Source organism: Acidovorax sp. Root217 (assembly GCF_001428645.1).
Lineage (GTDB): Bacteria > Pseudomonadota > Gammaproteobacteria > Burkholderiales > Burkholderiaceae_C > Acidovorax.
Genome location: NZ_LMIH01000012.1, coordinates 345,627 through 363,014, shown reverse-complemented (window position 1 = coordinate 363,014; position 17,388 = coordinate 345,627). Strand labels below are relative to the sequence as shown.

Here is a 17,388-nt window from a genome sequence, read left to right as displayed (position 1 = left end):
CCGGCGCCACCATGCCCACCAGCCAGCGCACCCTGAACCGCCTGTTCGTCCTGCACTCGTGGGCGGGCATCGTCACAGGGCTCTTGATGTTCATCGTTTGCTTCTCGGGCGCGGTGGTGGTGTTCAAGAACGAAATCGACCTGTGGGCCAACCCGTCGCTGGCGGGGCTGCCGCGCACTGAGCCGCCCGCGCCGCTGGCCACCGTGCTGGCGCAGCTGCAGGCGCGCTACCCGGGTGCCACGGTGGAGACCATCGCCCTGCCCGACGCCACCAACCCCAGCTACTTCGCCCACGTGCGCGAGCGCGGCGCGCCCGCCAGCCAGCGCACCAAGGTGGCCCTGCGCTCGGACACGGGCGCCGTGGTGGGCCCGGTGGACAGCCAACTCGGCCAGTACCTGCGCATGCTGCACGTGTTTCTGTTCTTCGGGCCGCGCTGGATCGTGGGCTTTCTCGGCGCGGCCATGCTGGTGCTGATCGCCACGGGCATCGTCATCCACCGCAAGATATTGACCGAGCTGTTCACCCAGCGCTGGGGCCGCAGCTTTCGGGTGGTGATGTCGGACCTGCACAAGTCCGCCGGCATCTGGGGGCTGGGCTTTCACATCCTGATCGCGGCCACGGGTGCCTGGCTGGGCCTGGCACCGCTGTTCGAGCAGGGTTACAAATACGTGAGCGCGGACGCGCCTGCCGCCAGCGCCGCGCGCAAGCCTCCACCGGCCGCCGAGCCCGCGGCAATGCAGTCCCTCGACGCCCTGTACCGCAGCGCGCAGCAGGCCGTGCCGGGGCTGGAGGCACGCTATGTGTCGCTGCGCCGCTGGGGTACCAGCGCGGCCGAGGCCAGCTTCACCGGCGCCCTGGCCGGCCACCTGGCCAGCACGGCGCGGGTGGACATGAACGCCGCCACAGGTGCGCCAAAGAAGACGTTGGACCCGCGCACGGCGGGCTTCTGGTCGCTGGTCAACGGGCTCATGGAGCCGCTGCACTTCGGCGACTTCGGTGGGCTGGCATTGAAGTGGCTCTACTTCATCCTGGGCATGACGCCGGCGTTTTTGTCCATCTCGGGCACGCTGATCTGGCTGGACTCGCGCCAGCAGCGGCGGCGTGAATCGCAACCGGCAGGGCAGCAGGCCAGCGGGCCGCCAGGGCTGCAGGCATGACGAAACAGGCCGCAGCCCCTTGCGCCTCCTTCGTGGTGCGCTGCTTCCTCGCGCTGCACGCCACCGTGCCCGCCGCCGTGCTGGTGGCCGTGCTCATGCACCTGTGGCCACCCGCCGGCCTGCCGCCGCTGGCGCAGCGGCCGGTGTGGGCCGTGTGGACGCTGATTGCCACCTGGCTCATCACCTCGCTGCTCGCGGCCTGGGCGCTACGCCACCTGGCGCTGTGGCGCGTGTCGCTCTGCGCGGCCGGCGGGCTGCTGGGGCTGGCCGGCGCGGCGGGCATGGTGCTGGGCGCGCCGCTGCAGTGGCCCATGTTGGCCAGCCTGGTGGCACTGGGCGCCGTGCTGTCGGGCCTGGCCGCCTTCATTGGCCCGGCGCGGGTGCAGGCGAACCGCCGCCGCGACAACGGCAGCCACCCACCGCGCCGCGCCGCGCGCGGGGGATGGCGCTGGCCCGCCATGCCCTCCACACAGACCCTTTCGTTCTGGCTGGCGGGCCTGCTGGCCATCGAGTCGTTCCGCATCGCCCATATCGTGGCGGTGGAGCCCGCGCGCTCGGCCGGCATGCTGGGTCTGCTGGTGGCCTTCTTCCTGGTGCTGCCGGCCGCCACGCTGCAGGCCTGGTGGCCACGCGCCGCAGCAGTGCTGGCAGCGTTGGCCGCAGCGGCCCTGGCGGGGCTGGCATGGCGATCAGGCATGGCAGTGTGGGGCGGGGCTGCGGCCCTGTGCCTGGCCATGGGCATCGCGGTGCTGCACCGCCAATGGAAGCACCGCGCAGCCTCCTCCGTGCACGCCACACGGCCTGGGCAGCGCGCGGAGTCCGCCGCATGATGGGCGACACGCTCGCCCTGGCCTGCGCGGCCGCCGCCTGCCTGCTGGCCCTGGTGCACTGGGCCCAGGCCACTGCTACGCGCGCCTGGGGCGATGTCCTCGCCGGCCCGCCAACGCAGCGCAAGGCCTGGGGCCTGGCGCTGGCCACGCTGGCGCTGCAGGCCACTGCCGCCACGATGGCCGCCGGCCCGGCCGCAGGCATCGCCATCGCGCTCGCATCGTGGATGGTGCTGGGCTGGGGCCTGGTGCTGGCCATGAACCAGTGGCCAAAGGGCAGCCTGCGCTGGGCGCGCCGCATTGGCGCGGTGGGCTGGGCTGGCTGCGTACTGGGCCTGCTTATTCACGCACTGGCCTGGTGACAGGTCGCGCGGCACAATCGCCGCCATGGACCTGCTCGACGCCCCCTGGATTCAGACGCTGCGCTTTTTTCTCGAAGTCGCGGCCACCATCGCCTTCGCGCTATCGGGCATCATCGCCGCGGCGCGCAAGCGCATGGACGTGGTGGGCGTGTGCGTGGTGGCCTTCGTGGCAGCGTTTGGCGGCGGCACGCTGCGCGACCTGCTGCTGGACCAGCGGCCCTTCTTCTGGGTGCGCCACACCGGCTTCATCTGGGGGCTCATCGCGCTGTGCGTGTGCGCCATGCTGTTCATGCGCCAGCGGCATTTTCAGCCCACCGAGCGCGCCATGCTGCTGCCCGACGCCATCGGCCTGGGCCTGTTCGCCGCCGTGGGGGTGGACATCGCCACCGCCATCGGCATGCCGCCCATCATCGCCGTGATGATGGGCGTGACCACCGGCGTCTTCGGCGGTGTGCTGCGCGACGTGCTGTGCAACGAGGTGCCCCAGGCCTTCAGCGACCACCGTCCGTACGCCCTGTGCGCGTTTGCCGGCGGCTGGATCGACGTGGCCCTGCGCCAGCTGGATGCGCCGGGCTGGGCGCCGCTGCTGGCCTGCGTGGTGGCCACGGCCGGGCTGCGCGGGCTGGCGCTGTGGCGCAACTGGGAGTTGCCGGCGTGGCGGGTGTGATGCTCCGGCCACGCAGCAGCTTCATCGCCATCAACGACGATCCACCATGACCCCAACGCCCCTCACTGCCGTCCTCCGCCTGGCCTTCGCCCTGCTCGCACTCGCCGCCATCGGCTGGCAACTTTGGCTGCATGTGGGACTGGGCTACAGCGCGCTCAACTTCTTCAGCTACTTCACCAACCTGTCGAACCTGTTGGCCGCTGGCGTCTTGATCGCTGGTGCATGCCGCCAATGGACACACGCGCGGCCCTCGGCGGCTTTCGAATCGCTGCGCGCCGTGGCCGCAACCTGCATGCTGGTGGTCGGCGTGGTGTTCGCGCTGCTGCTGCGCGACGTGGATCTGGGCGCGCTGAGGCCTTGGGTGAACTCGGTGCTGCACCATGTGATGCCCGTCGTGGTGCTGCTTGACTGGCTGCTGTGGCCGCCGCGCCCGGCCGTGGGCGTACGGCCGCTGCGCTGGGTGGTGGCGTTTGCGGGCCTGTACCTCGCGTATTCAATGGTGCGCGGCGCTGCCGTTGGGTGGTATCCCTACCCCTTCCTGAATCCAGCAAAGGTGGGCGGGTACGGCGGCGTGGCGGTGTATGCAGTGGGAATCGCGGTCGTCGTCGTGGTCGCAGGGTGGGCGCTGCTGGCCTGGGCACGCCGGCGTGAAAGAGTACAAACGTAGTGTGGGACAGGTCGAATCCTGTCCAAAACCCCATCTCTGCGAAGTTGAGTGCCCGACAGCGATCAAAATCCGCAATGGCCCGTCACGACACTGCCATCATCCCCGGCACCACCAGGATGCACGCCCCGAACGCCAGCCCCTGCAGCCGGATGGTGGTCTCGGCGGACATTACGGTAGGGCGTTTGATCAAACCCTTTGCCTCGGACGTGCCCAACAACTACAGTTGATTGGCTGTTGGCAGAAACATCGGATTGGCGCATCACCTGAACGGGTGGGCCCGCCACGGCCCGGCGCGCGCCCTGTTGTAACAGGTAGAAACTGAGCACCAGCCTCAGTGATAATGATTTTCCGATTGCCACCACCCGTCCCTGGACACCCCCAAGCCTCCCATGCTCTGCGCCGTTGTTCTATGTATCGCAGCCCTGGTTGGGGGCCAGCAACCACCAGCGCAACCGCAGCAACGGCCCGTTTCATCGGATGGCTGGTTCACGCTGAGCGGTGACCGCGCCGAGGCGGGCAAGAACCTGATCGAGATCCTGCCCGAGCCCATCGGGGTGGACCAGCGCGTGGTGCTCGACCTGCGCGTCTCGCGCGACCAGCAGCGCACCTCGTTCCGTGGGCAGAAATACCGCTCCTATTACGCCAAGGTGGTAGTGGACTGCCCCACCCGCAAGGCCTGGTACCTGTGGCTCTCGTACTACGCGCAGCCCGAGTGGGCCGGCCCCATCGTCGGGCGCGAGGACTACAAGGAAGGCGAGGCGCCGGTGCTGTTCAAGGACATGTCGGGCGAATGGTCGCGGCGCATGATCTCGGCGGCGTGCAAGGTGCGCAATCTCTAGGGCTCCCCCATGGCCCGCACCACGAACTCAACGAAGCGCGCCAGCTTGGGCAACTGGCGCCGGTCCGGCGCATAGACGATGTGCACCGGGCGCGCTGCCGGCACGCAGCGGGTGAGCACCGGCACCAGCCGGCCCTCGCGGATCTCCTCGGCCAGCAGCACCTCGGGCTGCATGATGAGGCCCAGGCCACGCAGCGCGGCCTGGCGCAGGCCGTCGCCCTGGTTGCAGGTGAAGCGGGCCAGCTCTGGCCACTGGAAGGCCTTGCCGCCGTCGAACAGCGTCCACTCCACGCGCCGCTGCCAGACCGAATGGCTCAGGCACTGGTGCTGCGCGAGGTCGGCCGCGCGCTCGGGGCGGCCATGGCGTGCCAGGTAGCCGGGCGTGGCGGCGATCACCATGCGGTAGGGTTTGAGCGGCCGGGCCACCAGGCCCTCGTCGGCAATGGCGCCGATGCGCACGGCCGCGTCGAAGCCCTCACCTGCCATGTCGACCACGCTGTCGGTCAGCTGCAGCTCCACCCGCACCTGCGGGTGGGCGAGCAGAAAGTCGGCCACCAGCGGCGCAATCACCTGGTTGCCCAGCGTGAAGGGCGCGCTCACGCGCAGCAGGCCCTGGGGCACGGCGCGGTTGCGCTCCACGGCTGACTCGGCCCAGCGCACCTGTTCGAGCACGCGCCGGCAGTCCTCGTAAAAGGCCGCGCCCACCTCGGTCAGGCTGTTCTGGCGCGTGCTGCGCTGAAACAGGCGCGCACCCAGGTGCTCCTCCAGCTGGCGGATGTGCTTGCCCACCATCACGGCCGAAATGTCCTGCTGGCGCGCCGCAGCGGCAAAGCTGCCGGCCTCGACCACCGCCACCATGACCTCCATGTTGCGCAGCTTGTCCATGGCGATTACGAACCCCAGGTTAGTTCAAGAATAACTTCACTTTACTTTATGCGCCGATTGATTCACAAAACAATCCAGGCTTCTTCAACGCTTTCGGGCAACACCCGCAAAAAGGAACAAGCCATGTCCACCACCAGCAAGATTCTTCTCATCGGCGCCAGCGGCACCATCGGCCAGGCCGTTCTGGCCAATCTTTCGGCACGCCACGAGGTCATCACCGTGGGCCGCACCAGCGGCACGCACCGTGCGGACTTCTCGCAACCAGGATCGGTGGCGGCCTTGTTCAAGGCGGTCGGCAAGGTGGATGCCATCGTCAGCACCGCTGGCAACCTGCACTTCGGCCCGCTGGCCGAGATGACGGCCGAGCAGTTCAACCTGGGCCTGCAGGACAAGCTGCTGGGCCAGGTGCAGCTGGCGCTGCTGGGCCAGCATTACCTGAACGACGGCGGCTCGATCACGCTGACCAGCGGCATCGTGGGGATCGAGCCCATCCGCAACGGGGCCAACGCCACGGCGGTGAACGCGGCCATCGACGGCTTCGTGGCGGCTGCCGCCATCGAGCTGCCGCGCGGGGTTCGCATCAATGCCGTGAGCCCCACCATACTGACCGAATCGGTGGGCAGCTACGGCCCCTTCTTCCCGGGCTTCGAAACCGTGCCCGCCGCGCGTGCGGCCCTGGCCTACCAGCGCAGCGTGGAAGGCGGGCAGACCGGGCGGGTGTACCGCGTGCAGTGAGCACGCGGCATGTGCAAAGCCCCGCTGGCCGGCCCCTGCCAGCGAGGGCTTTTTTTCTCCCTCAGTCCAGACTCGCGCCGGACTCCTGGACGACCTTGCCCCACTTCACGCTTTCCGCCTTGATGAAGGCGGCGAACTGCTCGGGCGTTTCGCTGGTCGTCTCGGCACCCTGCTCGTTGATCTTCTTCTTCACCTCGGCCTGGTTGAGCACCTTGACCAGGGCGGTGTTGAGCTTGGCGAGCACCGGCGCGGGCGTGCCGGCCGGGGCGAACATGCCGAACCACGAGGTGGCCTCGTAGCCGGGCACGCCGGCTTCGGCGATGGTGGGCACGTTGGGCAGCTCGGGCGAGCGCTTGGCGGTGGTCACGGCGATGGGCACGAGCTTGCCCGAGCGCACGTGCTGGATGGCCGAGGGCATGTTGTCGAACATGATGCCGATCTGGTTGCCCAGCAGGTCGGTAACAGCGGGGGCGCTGCCCTTGTAGGGCACGTGCACCATGTCGACCTTGGCCAGCGATTTGAACAGCTCGCCCGACAGGTGGATGGAGCTGCCGTTGCCCGAGGAGCCGAAGTTGACCTTGCCGGGGTTGGCCTTGGCGTAGGCGATCAGCTCCTTCACGCTCTTGTAGGGCTGGGCCGGGTTGGCCACCAGCAGGTTGGGCACGTTGGCCACGCGCGTGAGGGGCGCGAAGTCCTTGACCGGGTCGAAGGGCATCTTCTTGTACAGGCTGGCGTTGATGGCGTGCGTGCCCACGGTACCCATGAACAGGGTGTAGCCGTCGGCCGGGGCCTTGGCTGCCAGGGCGCCGCCGATGTTGCCGCCCGCGCCTGCGCGGTTGTCCACGACGACCGGCTGGCCGAGTTCGGTCGTCAGGGCCTGGCCGATGATGCGCGCCAGGATGTCCGTGGTGCCGCCCGCCGCAAACGGCACGACGATGGTCACGGGCTTGGTGGGGTAGGCGGCTTGTGCCAGGGCACCGGCAGGGATCGCAGCGCCGACAGCGGCGGTGGCCAATGCAGCCAGCAGGGTGCGGCGGGTGGAGGGAAAGCGGATGGGGTTCATGTGTCTCCTAGAACAACGGTTGCATGGAAAAGGGATAGAGGGATGGCGGCTTCACAAAGCACGCCCTGCAGATTTGCATTCAGCCGGATAACTAGGCGGGGAGCCGCAGACAGTGCTGTTGCACGGCAAGGCTCCCCAACGACGTTAGCCGGTTGAAGGCAAATCTGCGTCAGACGCCGGCGACGCCGACGGTCATGCCGCCACATACGTACAGCACCTGACCCGTGACAAAGCCGCTGCGCGCATCGAGCAGGTAGGACACGGCATGCGCCACGTCGTCCGGCGTGCCCACGCGCTTGACGGGCACGGATTCGATGATGGCGCGCGTGCGCGGCGCGTCGGGCGGGTTGGCGCGGTCGAACAGCTCTGTGCGGATGGGGCCGGGGCCGATGGCATTGGCGGTGACGCCGTGGCGCCCCAGCTCCAGCGCCCACACGCGCGTCATGCCGATCAGGCCGGCCTTGGTGGCCGAATACGCGGTGCGCAGCTCCTTGCCCAGCGCGGCGCGCGAGGACATGTTGACGATGCGCCCGAACCCTGCCTCTTTCATACCGGGCAGCAGGGCCTGCATGCACTGCAGGCTGCAGCGCAGGTTCAGCGCCACGGCCAGGTCGAACTCGTCCAGCGTCTGGTGCTCGGCATCGGCCGGCACCACCACGCCCACGTTGTTCACCAGCCGCGTGATGGGGCCGCCGGCCAGCGCCTGCTGCAGCGCGCGCGCCGTGTCGGCCGTGTTGGACAGGTCGGCCTGTATGCCGCCGGGCACGTGGTTGACCACGCGGTCGATGACCACGGGCTCATAGCCGTCGGCCCGGCAGCGCTCGGCCGTGGCCGCGCCGATGCCGGCACCACCGCCGGTGATGAGAACGCGCTCGCGCTGGGTGCTGGGGTGGGTCATGGGGATGCTTCCTTCACAGATTCAAGGGGTGGCCAGGGTTGCGCCCAGCCAGCGGGCGCCACACGCGCCAAACGGCGCAGTGGCGGGGGCGGCGTGTTACGGTGCTCAGGCCACGAAGGCGGCCAGCGCGGCGTCGAATTCGGCCGGGGCTTCCAGGTTGGACAGGTGCGATGCCGGCAGCTGCACCAGCTGCGCGCCGGGGATCGCGGCCTGCATGGCCTGGGCGTCGGCCACCGTGGTCACGGGGTCGGCCGCGCCGGCGATCAGCAGGGTGGGCACGGCGATGCGCGCGATGCTGCTGCGCAGATCCGCCTGGGCCAGGGCCTCGCAGCAGGCGGCATAGCCTTCGGGGGCGATGCCGGCGATCCAGCCCTGCGCCTGGCGCACCAGCGCGGGCTGCGCGGCCACGAAGGCCTCGGTGAACCAGCGGCCGGGCGACGATGCGGCCAGCTCGGCCATGGCAGCAGCGCCCTTCTCGCGCACCAGGGCGGCGCGGGTGCGCCAGCCCTCTTCGGTGCCGATCTTGGCGGCGCTGTTGGCCACCACCAGGTGGTTCAGCCGGTGGCCGGCGTGCACGCCCAGCCACAGGCCGGTGAAGCCGCCCATGGAGATGCCGCAGAAGCTGGCGCGCTCGACCTGCAGGGCGTCGAGCAGGGCCAGCACATCACCGCCCAGTTGCTCGAAGCTGTAGGGGCCAGGCGGCACCACGCTGCCGCCGTGGCCGCGCGTGTCGTACCGCACCACGCGGTGGCTGGTGGCCAGGCGCGCGGCCTGCGCGTCCCACATCTCCAGGGTGGTGCCCAGGGAGTTGGAGAGCACCAGCACGGGCGCGCCCTCGGGGCCGTCGATGGCGACGCGAAAGGCCCCGGCGGGGGTCTGCAACAAGGTAGTGGGCACGGCCTGGCTCCTGTAGACAAGCTGCGGGTCAGACGCGTTCGAGGATGATGGCAATGCCCTGGCCCACGCCGATGCACATGGTGCACAGCGCGTACTGGCCGGCGTGCTCGTGCAGGCGGTTGACGGCGGTGGTCACCAGGCGCGCACCGCTGGCACCCAGCGGGTGGCCCAGGGCAATAGCGCCGCCCCAGGCGTTCACGCGGGCATCGTTGTCCTTTAAACCCAGGGCGCGCAGCACGGCCAGGCCCTGTGCGGCAAAGGCTTCGTTGAGTTCGATCACGTCCATGTGGTCGATGGTCAGGCCGGTCTGCGCCAGCACCTTGAGCGTAGCGGGTGTGGGGCCAAAGCCCATGATGCGCGGCGCAACGCCGGCCGTGGCCATGCCCACCACGCGGGCGCGGGGCTTGAGGCCGTACTTGCCGGCGCTGGCAGCGTCGGCCAGCAGCAGGGCGCAGGCGCCGTCGTTCACGCCGCTGGCGTTGCCGGCGGTCACGGTACCGTCAGGCCGCACCACGCCCTTGAGCTTGGCCAGCGCTTCCAGGCTGGTTTCGCGCGGGTGCTCGTCCGTGTCGACCACGATGGTATCGCCCTTTTTCTGGGGGATGGTGACGGGCGTGATCTCGCGCGCCAGGTGGCCGGCCTTTTGCGCGGCCACGGCGTTGAGCTGGCTGGCCAGGGCCATGCGGTCCTGCGCCTCGCGCTCGATGCCGAACTCGGTGGCCACGTTCTCGGCCGTCTCGGGCATCGAATCCACGCCGTACTTTTCCTTCATCAGCTTGTTGATGAAGCGCCAGCCGATGGTGGTGTCGTACACCGCGTTGTTGCGGCTGAAGGCCGTCTCGGCCTTGGGCATCACGAATGGTGCGCGGCTCATGCTCTCCACGCCGCCGGCAATCATCAGGCCCGCCTCGCCGGCCTTGATGGCGCGCGCGGCCGATCCCACGGCGTCCAGCCCCGAACCGCACAGGCGGTTGATGGTGGCGCCGGGCACCTCGATGGGCAGGCCCGCCAGCAGGCTGGACATGTGCGCCACGTTGCGGTTGTCTTCGCCGGCCTGGTTGGCGCAGCCGTACAGCACGTCGGTCACCGCCGCCCAGTCCACGCCGGGGTTGCGCGCCATCAGCGCCTTGAGGGGGATGGCACCCAGGTCATCGGTGCGCACGCTGGACAGCGCGCCGCCGTAGCGGCCGAAGGGGGTGCGAATCGCGTCGCAGATGAAGGCTTGCTGGCTCATGGTCTTGTCTCCTGAGGGGTTTATGAAAGCGGTATGAAAAGCGTTTACGCAGCGGCCAGCAGGGGCAGTCCCACCAGTCGTTCCAGCTCGGCATGCGTGAGTCCGTCCACCGTGTCGATGACCTGCAGGCCCGCTGGCGTGCAGGCCAGTGTGCACAGATCGGTGTAGATGCGCTTGACGCAGGCGACACCGGTGAGCGGGTAGCTGCACTGGGCCACCACCTTGCTGGCGCCCTGCTTGGTCAGCAGGTCCATCATCACCCAGGTCTGCTTGGCGCCGATGGCCAGGTCCATGGCGCCCCCCACGGCGGGGATGGCACCGGGCTCGCCCGTGCTCCAGTTGGCCAGGTCGCCCGTGGCCGAGACCTGGAAGGCCCCCAGCACACAGATGTCGAGGTGGCCGCCGCGCATCATGGCAAAGCTGTCGGCATGGTGAAAATACGCGCCGCCTGGCAGCAAGGTCACGGGCTGCTTGCCGGCGTTGATGAGGTCGTAGTCCTCCGCGCCCGCAGCGGGCGCCGGGCCCATGCCCAGGATGCCGTTCTCGCTTTGCAGGATGACCTCGCGGCCCGCGGGGATGTGGTTGGCGACCAGGGTCGGCTGGCCGATGCCCAGGTTCACGTAGGCGCCGTCGTGGATGTCCTGCGCCACGCGGCGGGCCAGGTCGTCCTTGCTTCGTTTTTGGTAGCTGGTGGTGGTCATATTGGGCACTTCATCCGCGGTTGTCGTTGCAGTTGTCCGAGGCGTGTGCGGCACCTGCCGCACGTTGAAACTGGCGCGCTCCATGCCAGCGCCCCCGCGCAAGGGCCGCCCCGCCGCGCTGGGGGCGTCCCCCTGGGGGGATGGCGCGAAGCGACTCAGGGGGGCTTCTCATTTTTTGATACCGCCGGCTTGCGTGGCAACCCGGTCGATGCGCACCACGTGCGTGACGTGGATTCCGGGCGTGACGATGGCCTCGGGGTCCAGCGCGCCCAGCTCCACCACCTCGTGCACGGTGGCGATGGTGGTCTTGGCCGCCGTTGCCATCACGGGCCCGAAGTTGCGTGCCGACATGCGGTAGGTCAGGTTGCCCCAGCGGTCGCCCTTCTCGGCCTTGATCAGCGCCACGTCGCCGTGGATGGGGTACTCCAGCACGTAGTGCTTGCCGTTGATCTCGCGCGTCTCCTTGCCTGCGGCCAGCTCGGTGCCATGGGCCGTGGGGCAGAAGAAGGCGCCGATGCCGGCCCCTGCGGCGCGCAGACGCTCGGCCAGGTTGCCCTGGGGGACCAGTTCGAGTTCGAGCTTGCCGCTGCGGTACAGCTCGTCAAAAACGTAGCTGTCCACCTGGCGCGGAAAGCTGCAGATGATCTTGCGCACCTGGCCGGCCTTGAGCAACGCGGCCAGCCCATGGTCGGCATTGCCGGCGTTGTTGTTGACCACGGTGAGGTCGCGCGCGCCCTGGGCGATGAGCCCATCGATCAGCTCGCCAGGGATGCCGGCCGTGCCGAAGCCACCGATCAGCACCGTGGCGCCGTCCTTCACGCCAGCCAGCGCCTGGGCCACCGACTCTGCAATCTTGTTGATCATCGATCTGCTTTCCTGAGAATGGAGGGAAGCTGCGGCGGGTTTGTCTCGCACCTGCAACTTCTTCTTGATTTTGTTCGCCTAAAGAACAAATGTTCGCTAAAAGAATTATAGTCACACCGTCCATGAACACCCAAATTGCGCCCGCCAAAGACCCCAAGCCCAGCGACAGCTACGTGCAATCCTTTGCGCGCGGGCTGGAGGTGATTCGCTCGTTCAGCGCCACTGCACCACAGCAGACGCTGAGCGAGGTGGCTGCGCAAACCGGCCTCACGCGCGCCGGGGCCCGCCGCATCCTGCTCACGCTGCAGACACTCGGTTATGTGGAGACCGATGGCCGGCAGTTCCGCCTCACGCCGCGCATCCTGGACCTGGGGTTTGCCTACCTGTCGTCCCTGCCCATCTGGAACCTGGCCGAGCCGGTGATGGAAGACCTGGTGGAAGAGGTGCGCGAGTCGTCATCGGCCGCCGTGCTCGACGGCCTGGACATCGTCTACGTGCTGCGCGTGCCCACGCACAAGATCATGCGCACCAACCTGGGCGTGGGCTCGCGCCTGCCCGCATGCTGGACATCGATGGGCCGCATGCTGCTGGCCGCCCTGCCCGACGAGGAACTGCAGGCCAGGCTCGCAGCCCACCCCTTGCAACGCTGGACCGAGCACACCGCCACCGACGTGCCCACCCTGCTCACCCGCATCCGCCAGGCACGCCAACAGGGTTGGTGCCTGGTGAACCAGGAGCTGGAGGAGGGATTGATCTCGATCGCTGCGCCGCTCACCAACCGCACCGGCCAGACCGTGGCCGCGCTCAACATCAGCGGCCAGGCCAACCGCACCAGTGCCGAGGTGATGCAGGAGGCGATGCTGCCGGCGCTGCTCAAGGCGGCCAAATTGATTTCCAGAATGATGGGCGCACCCCGGACCTGATTCGTCCGATTTGTCACGGAAACCGGCGCCACATGGGCGACGTGGTGCGTGCGGCGCGTTGGCCTGCGTCTATCGTGCGGCTCTGCCCACTCCAGAGCACGCGATGACCATGACCAAGAACCTTGCCCCTGCACCCGCGCACCGCCGCCCCTGGCAGCGCCCGCTGCTCGGCATTCTGTGCGCACTGGCCCTGCTGCCCTTGGCTATACCCACCCAGGCCCAGCCGGAGCAAACGCAGGCGCCCGCACAGGCCCCGCAGCGCTTTCGAGTGATGCCCACGCCGCAAGCTCTGACACCGGCAGAGGTGGCACAGGTACAGGTACACGCACAGGAAGTCCTGGCGAGAATGAAAGCCGCGCAGACGCAACCGCAGAGACTACTTCCACGCGTCCTCACGTGGCAGACACCCGCAGCAGCCACGCCCATCGAGCTGCGCCGCCTCGACGTGCAGGCCACCATCGTCGGGCGCACGGCGGCCACGCGCATCGAGCTGGAGCTGTTCAACCCCAATGGGCGCCAGCTGGAGGTGCAGCTGCAGTTCCCCCTGGCCGAGGGCCAGAGCGTGACCGGCTTTGCGCTCGACATCGACGGCGAGCTGCGCCCGGCCGTGCCGGTCGAAAAAGCCAAGGGCCGCCAGGTCTTCGAGGACATCACACGCGCCCGCGTGGACCCGGCCCTGCTCGAATCGGTGGGCGGCAACCACCATCGCCTGCGCGTCTACCCACTGCCCGCCCAGGGCAGCCGGCGCGTGGTGCTGGAGCTGAGCGAGGTGCTGCCCAACGCCGCCGCGCCCGTGTGGCGCCTGCCCCTGGGCCTGCAGGCGCCGGCCACGCGGCTTGATGTGTCGGTGCGCGTGGCGGGCGTGGCGCCAGGTGCCGTGAAGGCCCAGTTGGGCACGCTGGGCATGGCGGCCCGCGCCGAGGGAGCCGACACGCACATCGCACTGGTGGGCGCGCAGCACAGCCGGGGCGAGGAGCTGCGCGTGGAGCTGCCGGCGCAGGCATCCACCTGGTTCTCCAGGCCCCAGCCCCTGGTGGCCACGCAGCGCTTTGACGGCGCCAGCTACTTCTATGCCGAGGTGCCGGTAGCCGCGCGCAGCGCCGAGCGCGCACGGCCCGAGCGCGTGGGCCTGGTGTGGGACGCCTCGGGCTCGGGCGCAGCCCGCGACCATGCGCGCGAGCTTGCGCTGCTGGACGGCTGGCTGCGCCGCCTGGGCACGGTGGAGGTGCTGCTGCAACCCGTGCGCGACGTGGCCGGGCCCATCGAGCGCTTTGCCGTGCAGGGCGGCAACTGGTCGGCACTGCGCGACCGGCTCAAGGGCATGGCCTACGACGGCGCCACCCAGGCCGCCGCGCTGCGCGCCCCCGAAGACGTGCAGATGGCGCTGGTGTTCAGCGACGGGCTGGGCAACTGGGGCAGCGGACCCGACGCCGCCGCCCTGCCCGCGCAACCCGTGCCGACGTATGCCGTGACCGCCAGCGCCGGCAGCAACGCAGCCGGGCTGCGCCGCATGGCCGATGCCAGTGGCGGCGGCTACCTGGACCTGCTGGCCGTGTCCACCACCCAAGCGCTCGACGCACTGGCCCAGCAGGCGCCGCGCGGGGAAGTGGCCACCAGCGAGGGGGCCGAGGATGTGGAGCTGGCCTCGGCACTGCCTGAGCAAGGCCGCATCGCGCTGGCCGGGCGCTTCACCGGGCCCGAGGCGGTGGTCACCCTGCAATGGCCGCAGCCCGGCGGCAAGAGCGAAACCCGCACGCTGCGCATCGCAGCGCCCGCAGCGGACAGCACCACCGTCCCGGCCCCCGGCGTGGCCGCCCACCGCTGGGCCGCACTGCGCATGGCGCGGCTCGAGTCCGAGGGCGAGCGCCAGCGCGCCGCCGTGCGCCGCCTGGGCCAGGCCTTTCGCATCGCCGGCCGCGAGACCTCGCTGATCGTGCTGGACACCGTGCAGGACTATGCGCGCCACGACATCGAGCCTCCGCCCGCACTGCGCGCCCGCTGGGCCCTGCTGCGCACCGACACGGCCAGCCGCGAGGCGGCCACCCGCGCCCAGCACCTGGACCGCATCGCGCGCCAGTTCGACGAGAAGCTGGCCTGGTGGGACAAGGACTTCCCCAAGGACGAGGCGCCGCCCAGGCTGAAGGAGCAGGCGCGCGGAGGTGCGGTGGGCATGTCGGCAGCGCCGCCACCGCCTACGCCATCGCCCGCCGTGCTCCCCAAGATGGACGGCAGCACCAATCGCTCGACCGCATCCACGGGCACCAGGGGCCTCACGCGGGAAGCACCCTTCGCACCAGGTGCCGATGCCATGGCTGCAGCGCCTGGGCGGGCCGCAGCACCACCCTCCGCCTCCATCCAGCTGCGCGCTTGGCAGCCCGACGCGCCCTACCTGCGCCGCCTGCGCTCGGCAGGCTCGGTGCAAGACCTGGAGGCCATCTACCTCGACGAGCGCCCCTCGCACACCAACAGCACGGCGTTCTTCCTCGACGTGGCCGACCTGCTGTACGAGCGTGGCCATGGTGCCCTCGCGCGCCGAGTGCTGTCGAACCTGGCCGAGATGGAGCTGGAGAACCGCCATGTGCTGCGCATCCTGGCCTACCGGCTGCTGCAGGCCGGCGACACCGCCGTGGCCCTGCCCGTGCTGCGCACGGTGCTGGCGCTGAGCCCCGACGAACCCCAATCATGGCGCGACCTGGGCCTGGCGTTGGCCAAGGCGGGCCAGCCCCAGGCGGCGGCGGACCAGCTGTGGCAGGTGGTGGCCAAACCCTGGGCCGGGCGATTCCCCGGCGTGGAGCTGATCGCGCTGGCCGAGCTCAACGCCATCGTGGCCCAGGCCCAGGCCAATGGACAGACAGTGAACACCAGCGCCGTGGACCCGCGCATGCTGCGCAACCTGCCGCTCGACCTGCGCGCCGTGCTCTCATGGGATGCGGACAACACCGACATCGACCTGTACGTGTTGGACCCCAATGGCGAAGAAGCCTACTTCGGCAACCGCCTCACCTACCAGGGCGGGCGCATGTCGGCCGACTTCACGGGCGGCTATGGCCCCGAGGAGTTTTCACTCAAGAACGCAAAGCCCGGCACCTACACCGTGCGCGCCCGCTTCTACGGCCACCGCCAGCAGGTGGTGGCCCCGGCGACGACGCTGATGCTGCGCTTTAGCACCGGCTTCGGCACGCCCGCGCAGAAGGACGAGGACGTGGTGCTGCGCCTGACGGGCCAGGGAGACACTGTCACCGTGGGCCGCTTCACCATTGGCCCGAGGCCGTGACCCGCAGACGCCTCAGCTACGGCGCCGAAAGCCCAGCACCAGCACCACCGCGCCCAGCGCCATGGCGCCCACGCTCAGCCACTGGGGCACGTTGACGGACTCTTTCTCCTGCACCTTGAGCTCCAGCGGGCCGAGCTTGGCCTGGGTGGTTTCCTTGGTGAAGCTGAAGCCGCCGGTGAAGAAGCCGGCCAGGCCGACGATGAGCAGCAGGGCCCCGATGATGCGCGTTGCGTTGTTGTTCATGGCAGTTTCCTTGGATGGTGGTTGTTTGTCTTGGGTTGTATCGGGCGGTGACAAGCTGTGTCCCCCGCGGCTCCAATGTAGGGGCGGGCCTGGGGCGATTGCGTAGGACGGATTCGCCCCGCCCTGTGCAGCAAAATCGCCAGCCACCCACCAGCCACCTGGCCGGGTGCGCTGAAGACGTTCCGCCGCATTGGCACCAAGTCGGCGCAAAAGCCCGAGCGCAGCGGGCTGGTAATTTGGCACTACCGCTTGTCATGGCAGGCTGCTAAATTGAAAGCATGACGCTCCCTCCAGGCTCCCGCTGGCTGGGCCTCGCGGTACTGTTCGCGTGCTGCGCGGCCATTTCGGCAACCACCACCGCCGCCACGGATGACAACTCCGTGGTGTTCACCCTGTACCGCAACAGCGCCGTCAACGGCACCTTGCGGATGCATGTCGCCACCTTCGATGCAGCCGATGGCAAGGCCTACAACCTGGCCAACTGCGACCATGCGGCCGACCTGTTCGAGGGCCAGCCGGGCGTCAAAACCCGTTTCTGGTGCGAGCCGGGCCGCTTCAGGCAGCGGTAGTCAGCCCCCTTGGCTGCAACGCGCACATACCCCCGCACCCTACCCCGGCACGCGCTGCGTGCTACGCTGCTGCCCCAATATGTTCAACCCGTCCCAAGCCGACGTGCGCCGCTTTATCTGCGGCGTGCACGCCAAGTCCCAGACCGGCGCACCCATGGAGGCTATCGAGACACTGGCCAGCCTGTGGATCGCCGAGCACCCCGAATACCACGCCGACTTCGCCGATGCCGATGCCGCGGTGGCCCGCAACTACGACGAGACGCCGGACCGCACGAACCCTTTCCTGCACCTGTCGATGCACCTGTCGATCAGCGAGCAGTGCAGCATCGACCAGCCGCGCGGCATCCGCCAGGCGGTGGAGCTGCTGGCCAAGCGCCTCGACTCGCTGCACGACGCCCACCACGCCACCATGGAATGCCTGGGCCAGATGCTGTGGGAAAGCCAGCGCTCGGGCCGCCCGCCCGATGGCGACGCCTATATCGCCGCCGTGCAGAGGCGCGCGACCAGGGACTGAGCCCGTCCAGCGCAAAAAGAAAAAGCCCGCAGCTGCGGGCTTTTTCATTTCTGGAATCCGTGACTTACTC

At 69.2% G+C, this 17,388-nt stretch carries 19 protein-coding genes; 11 read left to right on the top strand and 8 right to left on the bottom strand.

Annotated features, from left to right (window positions below):
* Positions 1–11: 11 nt before the first annotated feature.
* From ASE31_RS11790 to ASE31_RS11765, 6 genes are all read left to right on the top strand, one after another.
* Positions 12–1,157 carry a PepSY domain-containing protein gene (locus tag ASE31_RS11790; protein WP_057201825.1) on the top strand — a complete coding sequence of 382 codons (1,146 nt, stop codon included), beginning with the start codon at positions 12–14 and terminating at the stop codon, positions 1,155–1,157.
* Complete coding sequence (locus ASE31_RS11785; protein WP_057201824.1) at positions 1,154–1,987, top strand: hypothetical protein; 834 nt, start codon at positions 1,154–1,156, stop codon at positions 1,985–1,987. Before ASE31_RS11790 ends, ASE31_RS11785 begins: the two co-directional genes overlap by 4 nt.
* Positions 1,987–2,346, top strand: coding sequence for a hypothetical protein (locus tag ASE31_RS11780; protein WP_057201823.1), 360 nt, complete (start codon positions 1,987–1,989; stop codon positions 2,344–2,346). The genes ASE31_RS11785 and ASE31_RS11780 overlap by 1 nt, the downstream gene beginning before the upstream one ends.
* A gap of 25 nt (positions 2,347–2,371) precedes the next feature.
* Positions 2,372–3,013 carry a trimeric intracellular cation channel family protein gene (locus tag ASE31_RS11775; RefSeq protein ID WP_057201822.1) on the top strand — a complete coding sequence of 214 codons (642 nt, stop codon included), beginning with the start codon at positions 2,372–2,374 and terminating at the stop codon, positions 3,011–3,013.
* A 46-nt stretch (positions 3,014–3,059) separates the two neighbouring features.
* Positions 3,060–3,680, top strand: a complete 621-nt coding sequence (locus ASE31_RS11770; RefSeq protein WP_057201821.1) for a Pr6Pr family membrane protein — start codon at positions 3,060–3,062, stop codon at positions 3,678–3,680.
* A gap of 389 nt (positions 3,681–4,069) precedes the next feature.
* Positions 4,070–4,519 carry a surface-adhesin E family protein gene (locus tag ASE31_RS11765; protein ID WP_057201820.1) on the top strand — a complete coding sequence of 150 codons (450 nt, stop codon included), beginning with the start codon at positions 4,070–4,072 and terminating at the stop codon, positions 4,517–4,519.
* On the opposite strand, the gene ASE31_RS11760 is transcribed toward ASE31_RS11765, so the two are convergent.
* Positions 4,516–5,403 (bottom strand): LysR family transcriptional regulator, encoded by an 888-nt coding sequence (locus tag ASE31_RS11760; protein ID WP_057201819.1) that lies wholly within the window; start codon positions 5,401–5,403, stop codon positions 4,516–4,518. The genes ASE31_RS11765 and ASE31_RS11760 overlap by 4 nt on opposite strands.
* A 123-nt stretch (positions 5,404–5,526) precedes the next feature.
* Between ASE31_RS11760 and ASE31_RS11755 the strand changes: the two genes are divergently transcribed.
* Positions 5,527–6,138: a short chain dehydrogenase gene (locus ASE31_RS11755; RefSeq protein ID WP_057201818.1), complete on the top strand. Its 612-nt coding sequence runs from the start codon at positions 5,527–5,529 to the stop codon at positions 6,136–6,138.
* 61 nt (positions 6,139–6,199) lie between these two features.
* On the opposite strand, the gene ASE31_RS11750 is transcribed toward ASE31_RS11755, so the two are convergent.
* The 6 genes from ASE31_RS11750 to ASE31_RS11725 form a co-directional block, all read right to left on the bottom strand.
* Positions 6,200–7,201: a tripartite tricarboxylate transporter substrate binding protein gene (locus ASE31_RS11750; protein WP_057201817.1), complete on the bottom strand. Its 1,002-nt coding sequence runs from the start codon at positions 7,199–7,201 to the stop codon at positions 6,200–6,202.
* 169 nt (positions 7,202–7,370) lie between these two features.
* A complete protein-coding gene (locus tag ASE31_RS11745) occupies positions 7,371–8,099 on the bottom strand; it encodes an SDR family oxidoreductase (protein ID WP_057201816.1) in 729 nt (242 codons plus the stop codon).
* Between the two features lie 105 nt (positions 8,100–8,204).
* Positions 8,205–8,996, bottom strand: a complete 792-nt coding sequence (gene pcaD, locus ASE31_RS11740) for a 3-oxoadipate enol-lactonase (protein ID WP_057201815.1) — start codon at positions 8,994–8,996, stop codon at positions 8,205–8,207.
* Positions 8,997–9,024: 28 nt separating this feature from the next.
* On the bottom strand, positions 9,025–10,230 hold the full coding sequence (pcaF, locus tag ASE31_RS11735) for a 3-oxoadipyl-CoA thiolase (RefSeq protein WP_057201814.1): 1,206 nt from the start codon (positions 10,228–10,230) through the stop codon (positions 9,025–9,027).
* 44 nt (positions 10,231–10,274) lie between these two features.
* A complete protein-coding gene (locus ASE31_RS11730; RefSeq protein WP_057201813.1) occupies positions 10,275–10,931 on the bottom strand; it encodes a 3-oxoacid CoA-transferase subunit B in 657 nt (218 codons plus the stop codon).
* 168 nt (positions 10,932–11,099) lie between these two features.
* Complete coding sequence (locus ASE31_RS11725; protein WP_057201812.1) at positions 11,100–11,795, bottom strand: 3-oxoacid CoA-transferase subunit A; 696 nt, start codon at positions 11,793–11,795, stop codon at positions 11,100–11,102.
* A gap of 122 nt (positions 11,796–11,917) precedes the next feature.
* Here ASE31_RS11725 and ASE31_RS11720 point away from each other — a divergent pair, with 122 nt between their 5' ends.
* Together ASE31_RS11720 and ASE31_RS11715 are read left to right on the top strand one after the other, a co-directional pair.
* A complete protein-coding gene (locus ASE31_RS11720; RefSeq protein WP_057201811.1) occupies positions 11,918–12,718 on the top strand; it encodes an IclR family transcriptional regulator in 801 nt (266 codons plus the stop codon).
* Positions 12,719–12,827: 109 nt separating this feature from the next.
* Positions 12,828–15,992 (top strand): VIT domain-containing protein, encoded by a 3,165-nt coding sequence (locus ASE31_RS11715; protein WP_162261394.1) that lies wholly within the window; start codon positions 12,828–12,830, stop codon positions 15,990–15,992.
* A gap of 12 nt (positions 15,993–16,004) precedes the next feature.
* Here the strand turns inward: ASE31_RS11715 and ASE31_RS11710 are convergent, their stop codons facing one another.
* A complete protein-coding gene (locus tag ASE31_RS11710; RefSeq protein ID WP_057201809.1) occupies positions 16,005–16,235 on the bottom strand; it encodes a hypothetical protein in 231 nt (76 codons plus the stop codon).
* Between the two features lie 278 nt (positions 16,236–16,513).
* Between ASE31_RS11710 and ASE31_RS11705 the strand changes: the two genes are divergently transcribed.
* Both ASE31_RS11705 and ASE31_RS11700 read left to right on the top strand, forming a co-directional pair.
* On the top strand, positions 16,514–16,804 hold the full coding sequence (locus ASE31_RS11705) for a hypothetical protein (RefSeq protein ID WP_057201808.1): 291 nt from the start codon (positions 16,514–16,516) through the stop codon (positions 16,802–16,804).
* Positions 16,805–16,883: 79 nt separating this feature from the next.
* Positions 16,884–17,318 (top strand): DUF1841 family protein, encoded by a 435-nt coding sequence (locus ASE31_RS11700; protein WP_057201807.1) that lies wholly within the window; start codon positions 16,884–16,886, stop codon positions 17,316–17,318.
* The last annotated feature ends 70 nt before the right edge of the window (positions 17,319–17,388 follow it).

Excerpts from the sequence above, each read along its gene's own strand:
- ASE31_RS11790 (WP_057201825.1), top strand. The coding sequence starts at position 12 with ATGCCCACCAGCCAGCGCACCCTGAACCGCCTGTTCGTCCTGCACTCG.
- ASE31_RS11785 (WP_057201824.1), top strand. The coding sequence starts at position 1,154 with ATGACGAAACAGGCCGCAGCCCCTTGCGCCTCCTTCGTGGTGCGCTGC.
- ASE31_RS11780 (WP_057201823.1), top strand. The coding sequence starts at position 1,987 with ATGGGCGACACGCTCGCCCTGGCCTGCGCGGCCGCCGCCTGCCTGCTG.
- ASE31_RS11775 (WP_057201822.1), top strand. The coding sequence starts at position 2,372 with ATGGACCTGCTCGACGCCCCCTGGATTCAGACGCTGCGCTTTTTTCTC.
- ASE31_RS11770 (WP_057201821.1), top strand. The coding sequence starts at position 3,060 with ATGACCCCAACGCCCCTCACTGCCGTCCTCCGCCTGGCCTTCGCCCTG.
- ASE31_RS11765 (WP_057201820.1), top strand. The coding sequence starts at position 4,070 with ATGCTCTGCGCCGTTGTTCTATGTATCGCAGCCCTGGTTGGGGGCCAG.
- ASE31_RS11760 (WP_057201819.1), bottom strand. The coding sequence starts at position 5,403 with ATGGACAAGCTGCGCAACATGGAGGTCATGGTGGCGGTGGTCGAGGCC.
- ASE31_RS11755 (WP_057201818.1), top strand. The coding sequence starts at position 5,527 with ATGTCCACCACCAGCAAGATTCTTCTCATCGGCGCCAGCGGCACCATC.
- ASE31_RS11750 (WP_057201817.1), bottom strand. The coding sequence starts at position 7,201 with ATGAACCCCATCCGCTTTCCCTCCACCCGCCGCACCCTGCTGGCTGCA.
- ASE31_RS11745 (WP_057201816.1), bottom strand. The coding sequence starts at position 8,099 with ATGACCCACCCCAGCACCCAGCGCGAGCGCGTTCTCATCACCGGCGGT.
- pcaF (WP_057201814.1), bottom strand. The coding sequence starts at position 10,230 with ATGAGCCAGCAAGCCTTCATCTGCGACGCGATTCGCACCCCCTTCGGC.
- ASE31_RS11730 (WP_057201813.1), bottom strand. The coding sequence starts at position 10,931 with ATGACCACCACCAGCTACCAAAAACGAAGCAAGGACGACCTGGCCCGC.
- ASE31_RS11725 (WP_057201812.1), bottom strand. The coding sequence starts at position 11,795 with ATGATCAACAAGATTGCAGAGTCGGTGGCCCAGGCGCTGGCTGGCGTG.
- ASE31_RS11720 (WP_057201811.1), top strand. The coding sequence starts at position 11,918 with ATGAACACCCAAATTGCGCCCGCCAAAGACCCCAAGCCCAGCGACAGC.
- ASE31_RS11715 (WP_162261394.1), top strand. The coding sequence starts at position 12,828 with ATGACCAAGAACCTTGCCCCTGCACCCGCGCACCGCCGCCCCTGGCAG.
- ASE31_RS11710 (WP_057201809.1), bottom strand. The coding sequence starts at position 16,235 with ATGAACAACAACGCAACGCGCATCATCGGGGCCCTGCTGCTCATCGTC.
- ASE31_RS11705 (WP_057201808.1), top strand. The coding sequence starts at position 16,514 with ATGACGCTCCCTCCAGGCTCCCGCTGGCTGGGCCTCGCGGTACTGTTC.
- ASE31_RS11700 (WP_057201807.1), top strand. The coding sequence starts at position 16,884 with ATGTTCAACCCGTCCCAAGCCGACGTGCGCCGCTTTATCTGCGGCGTG.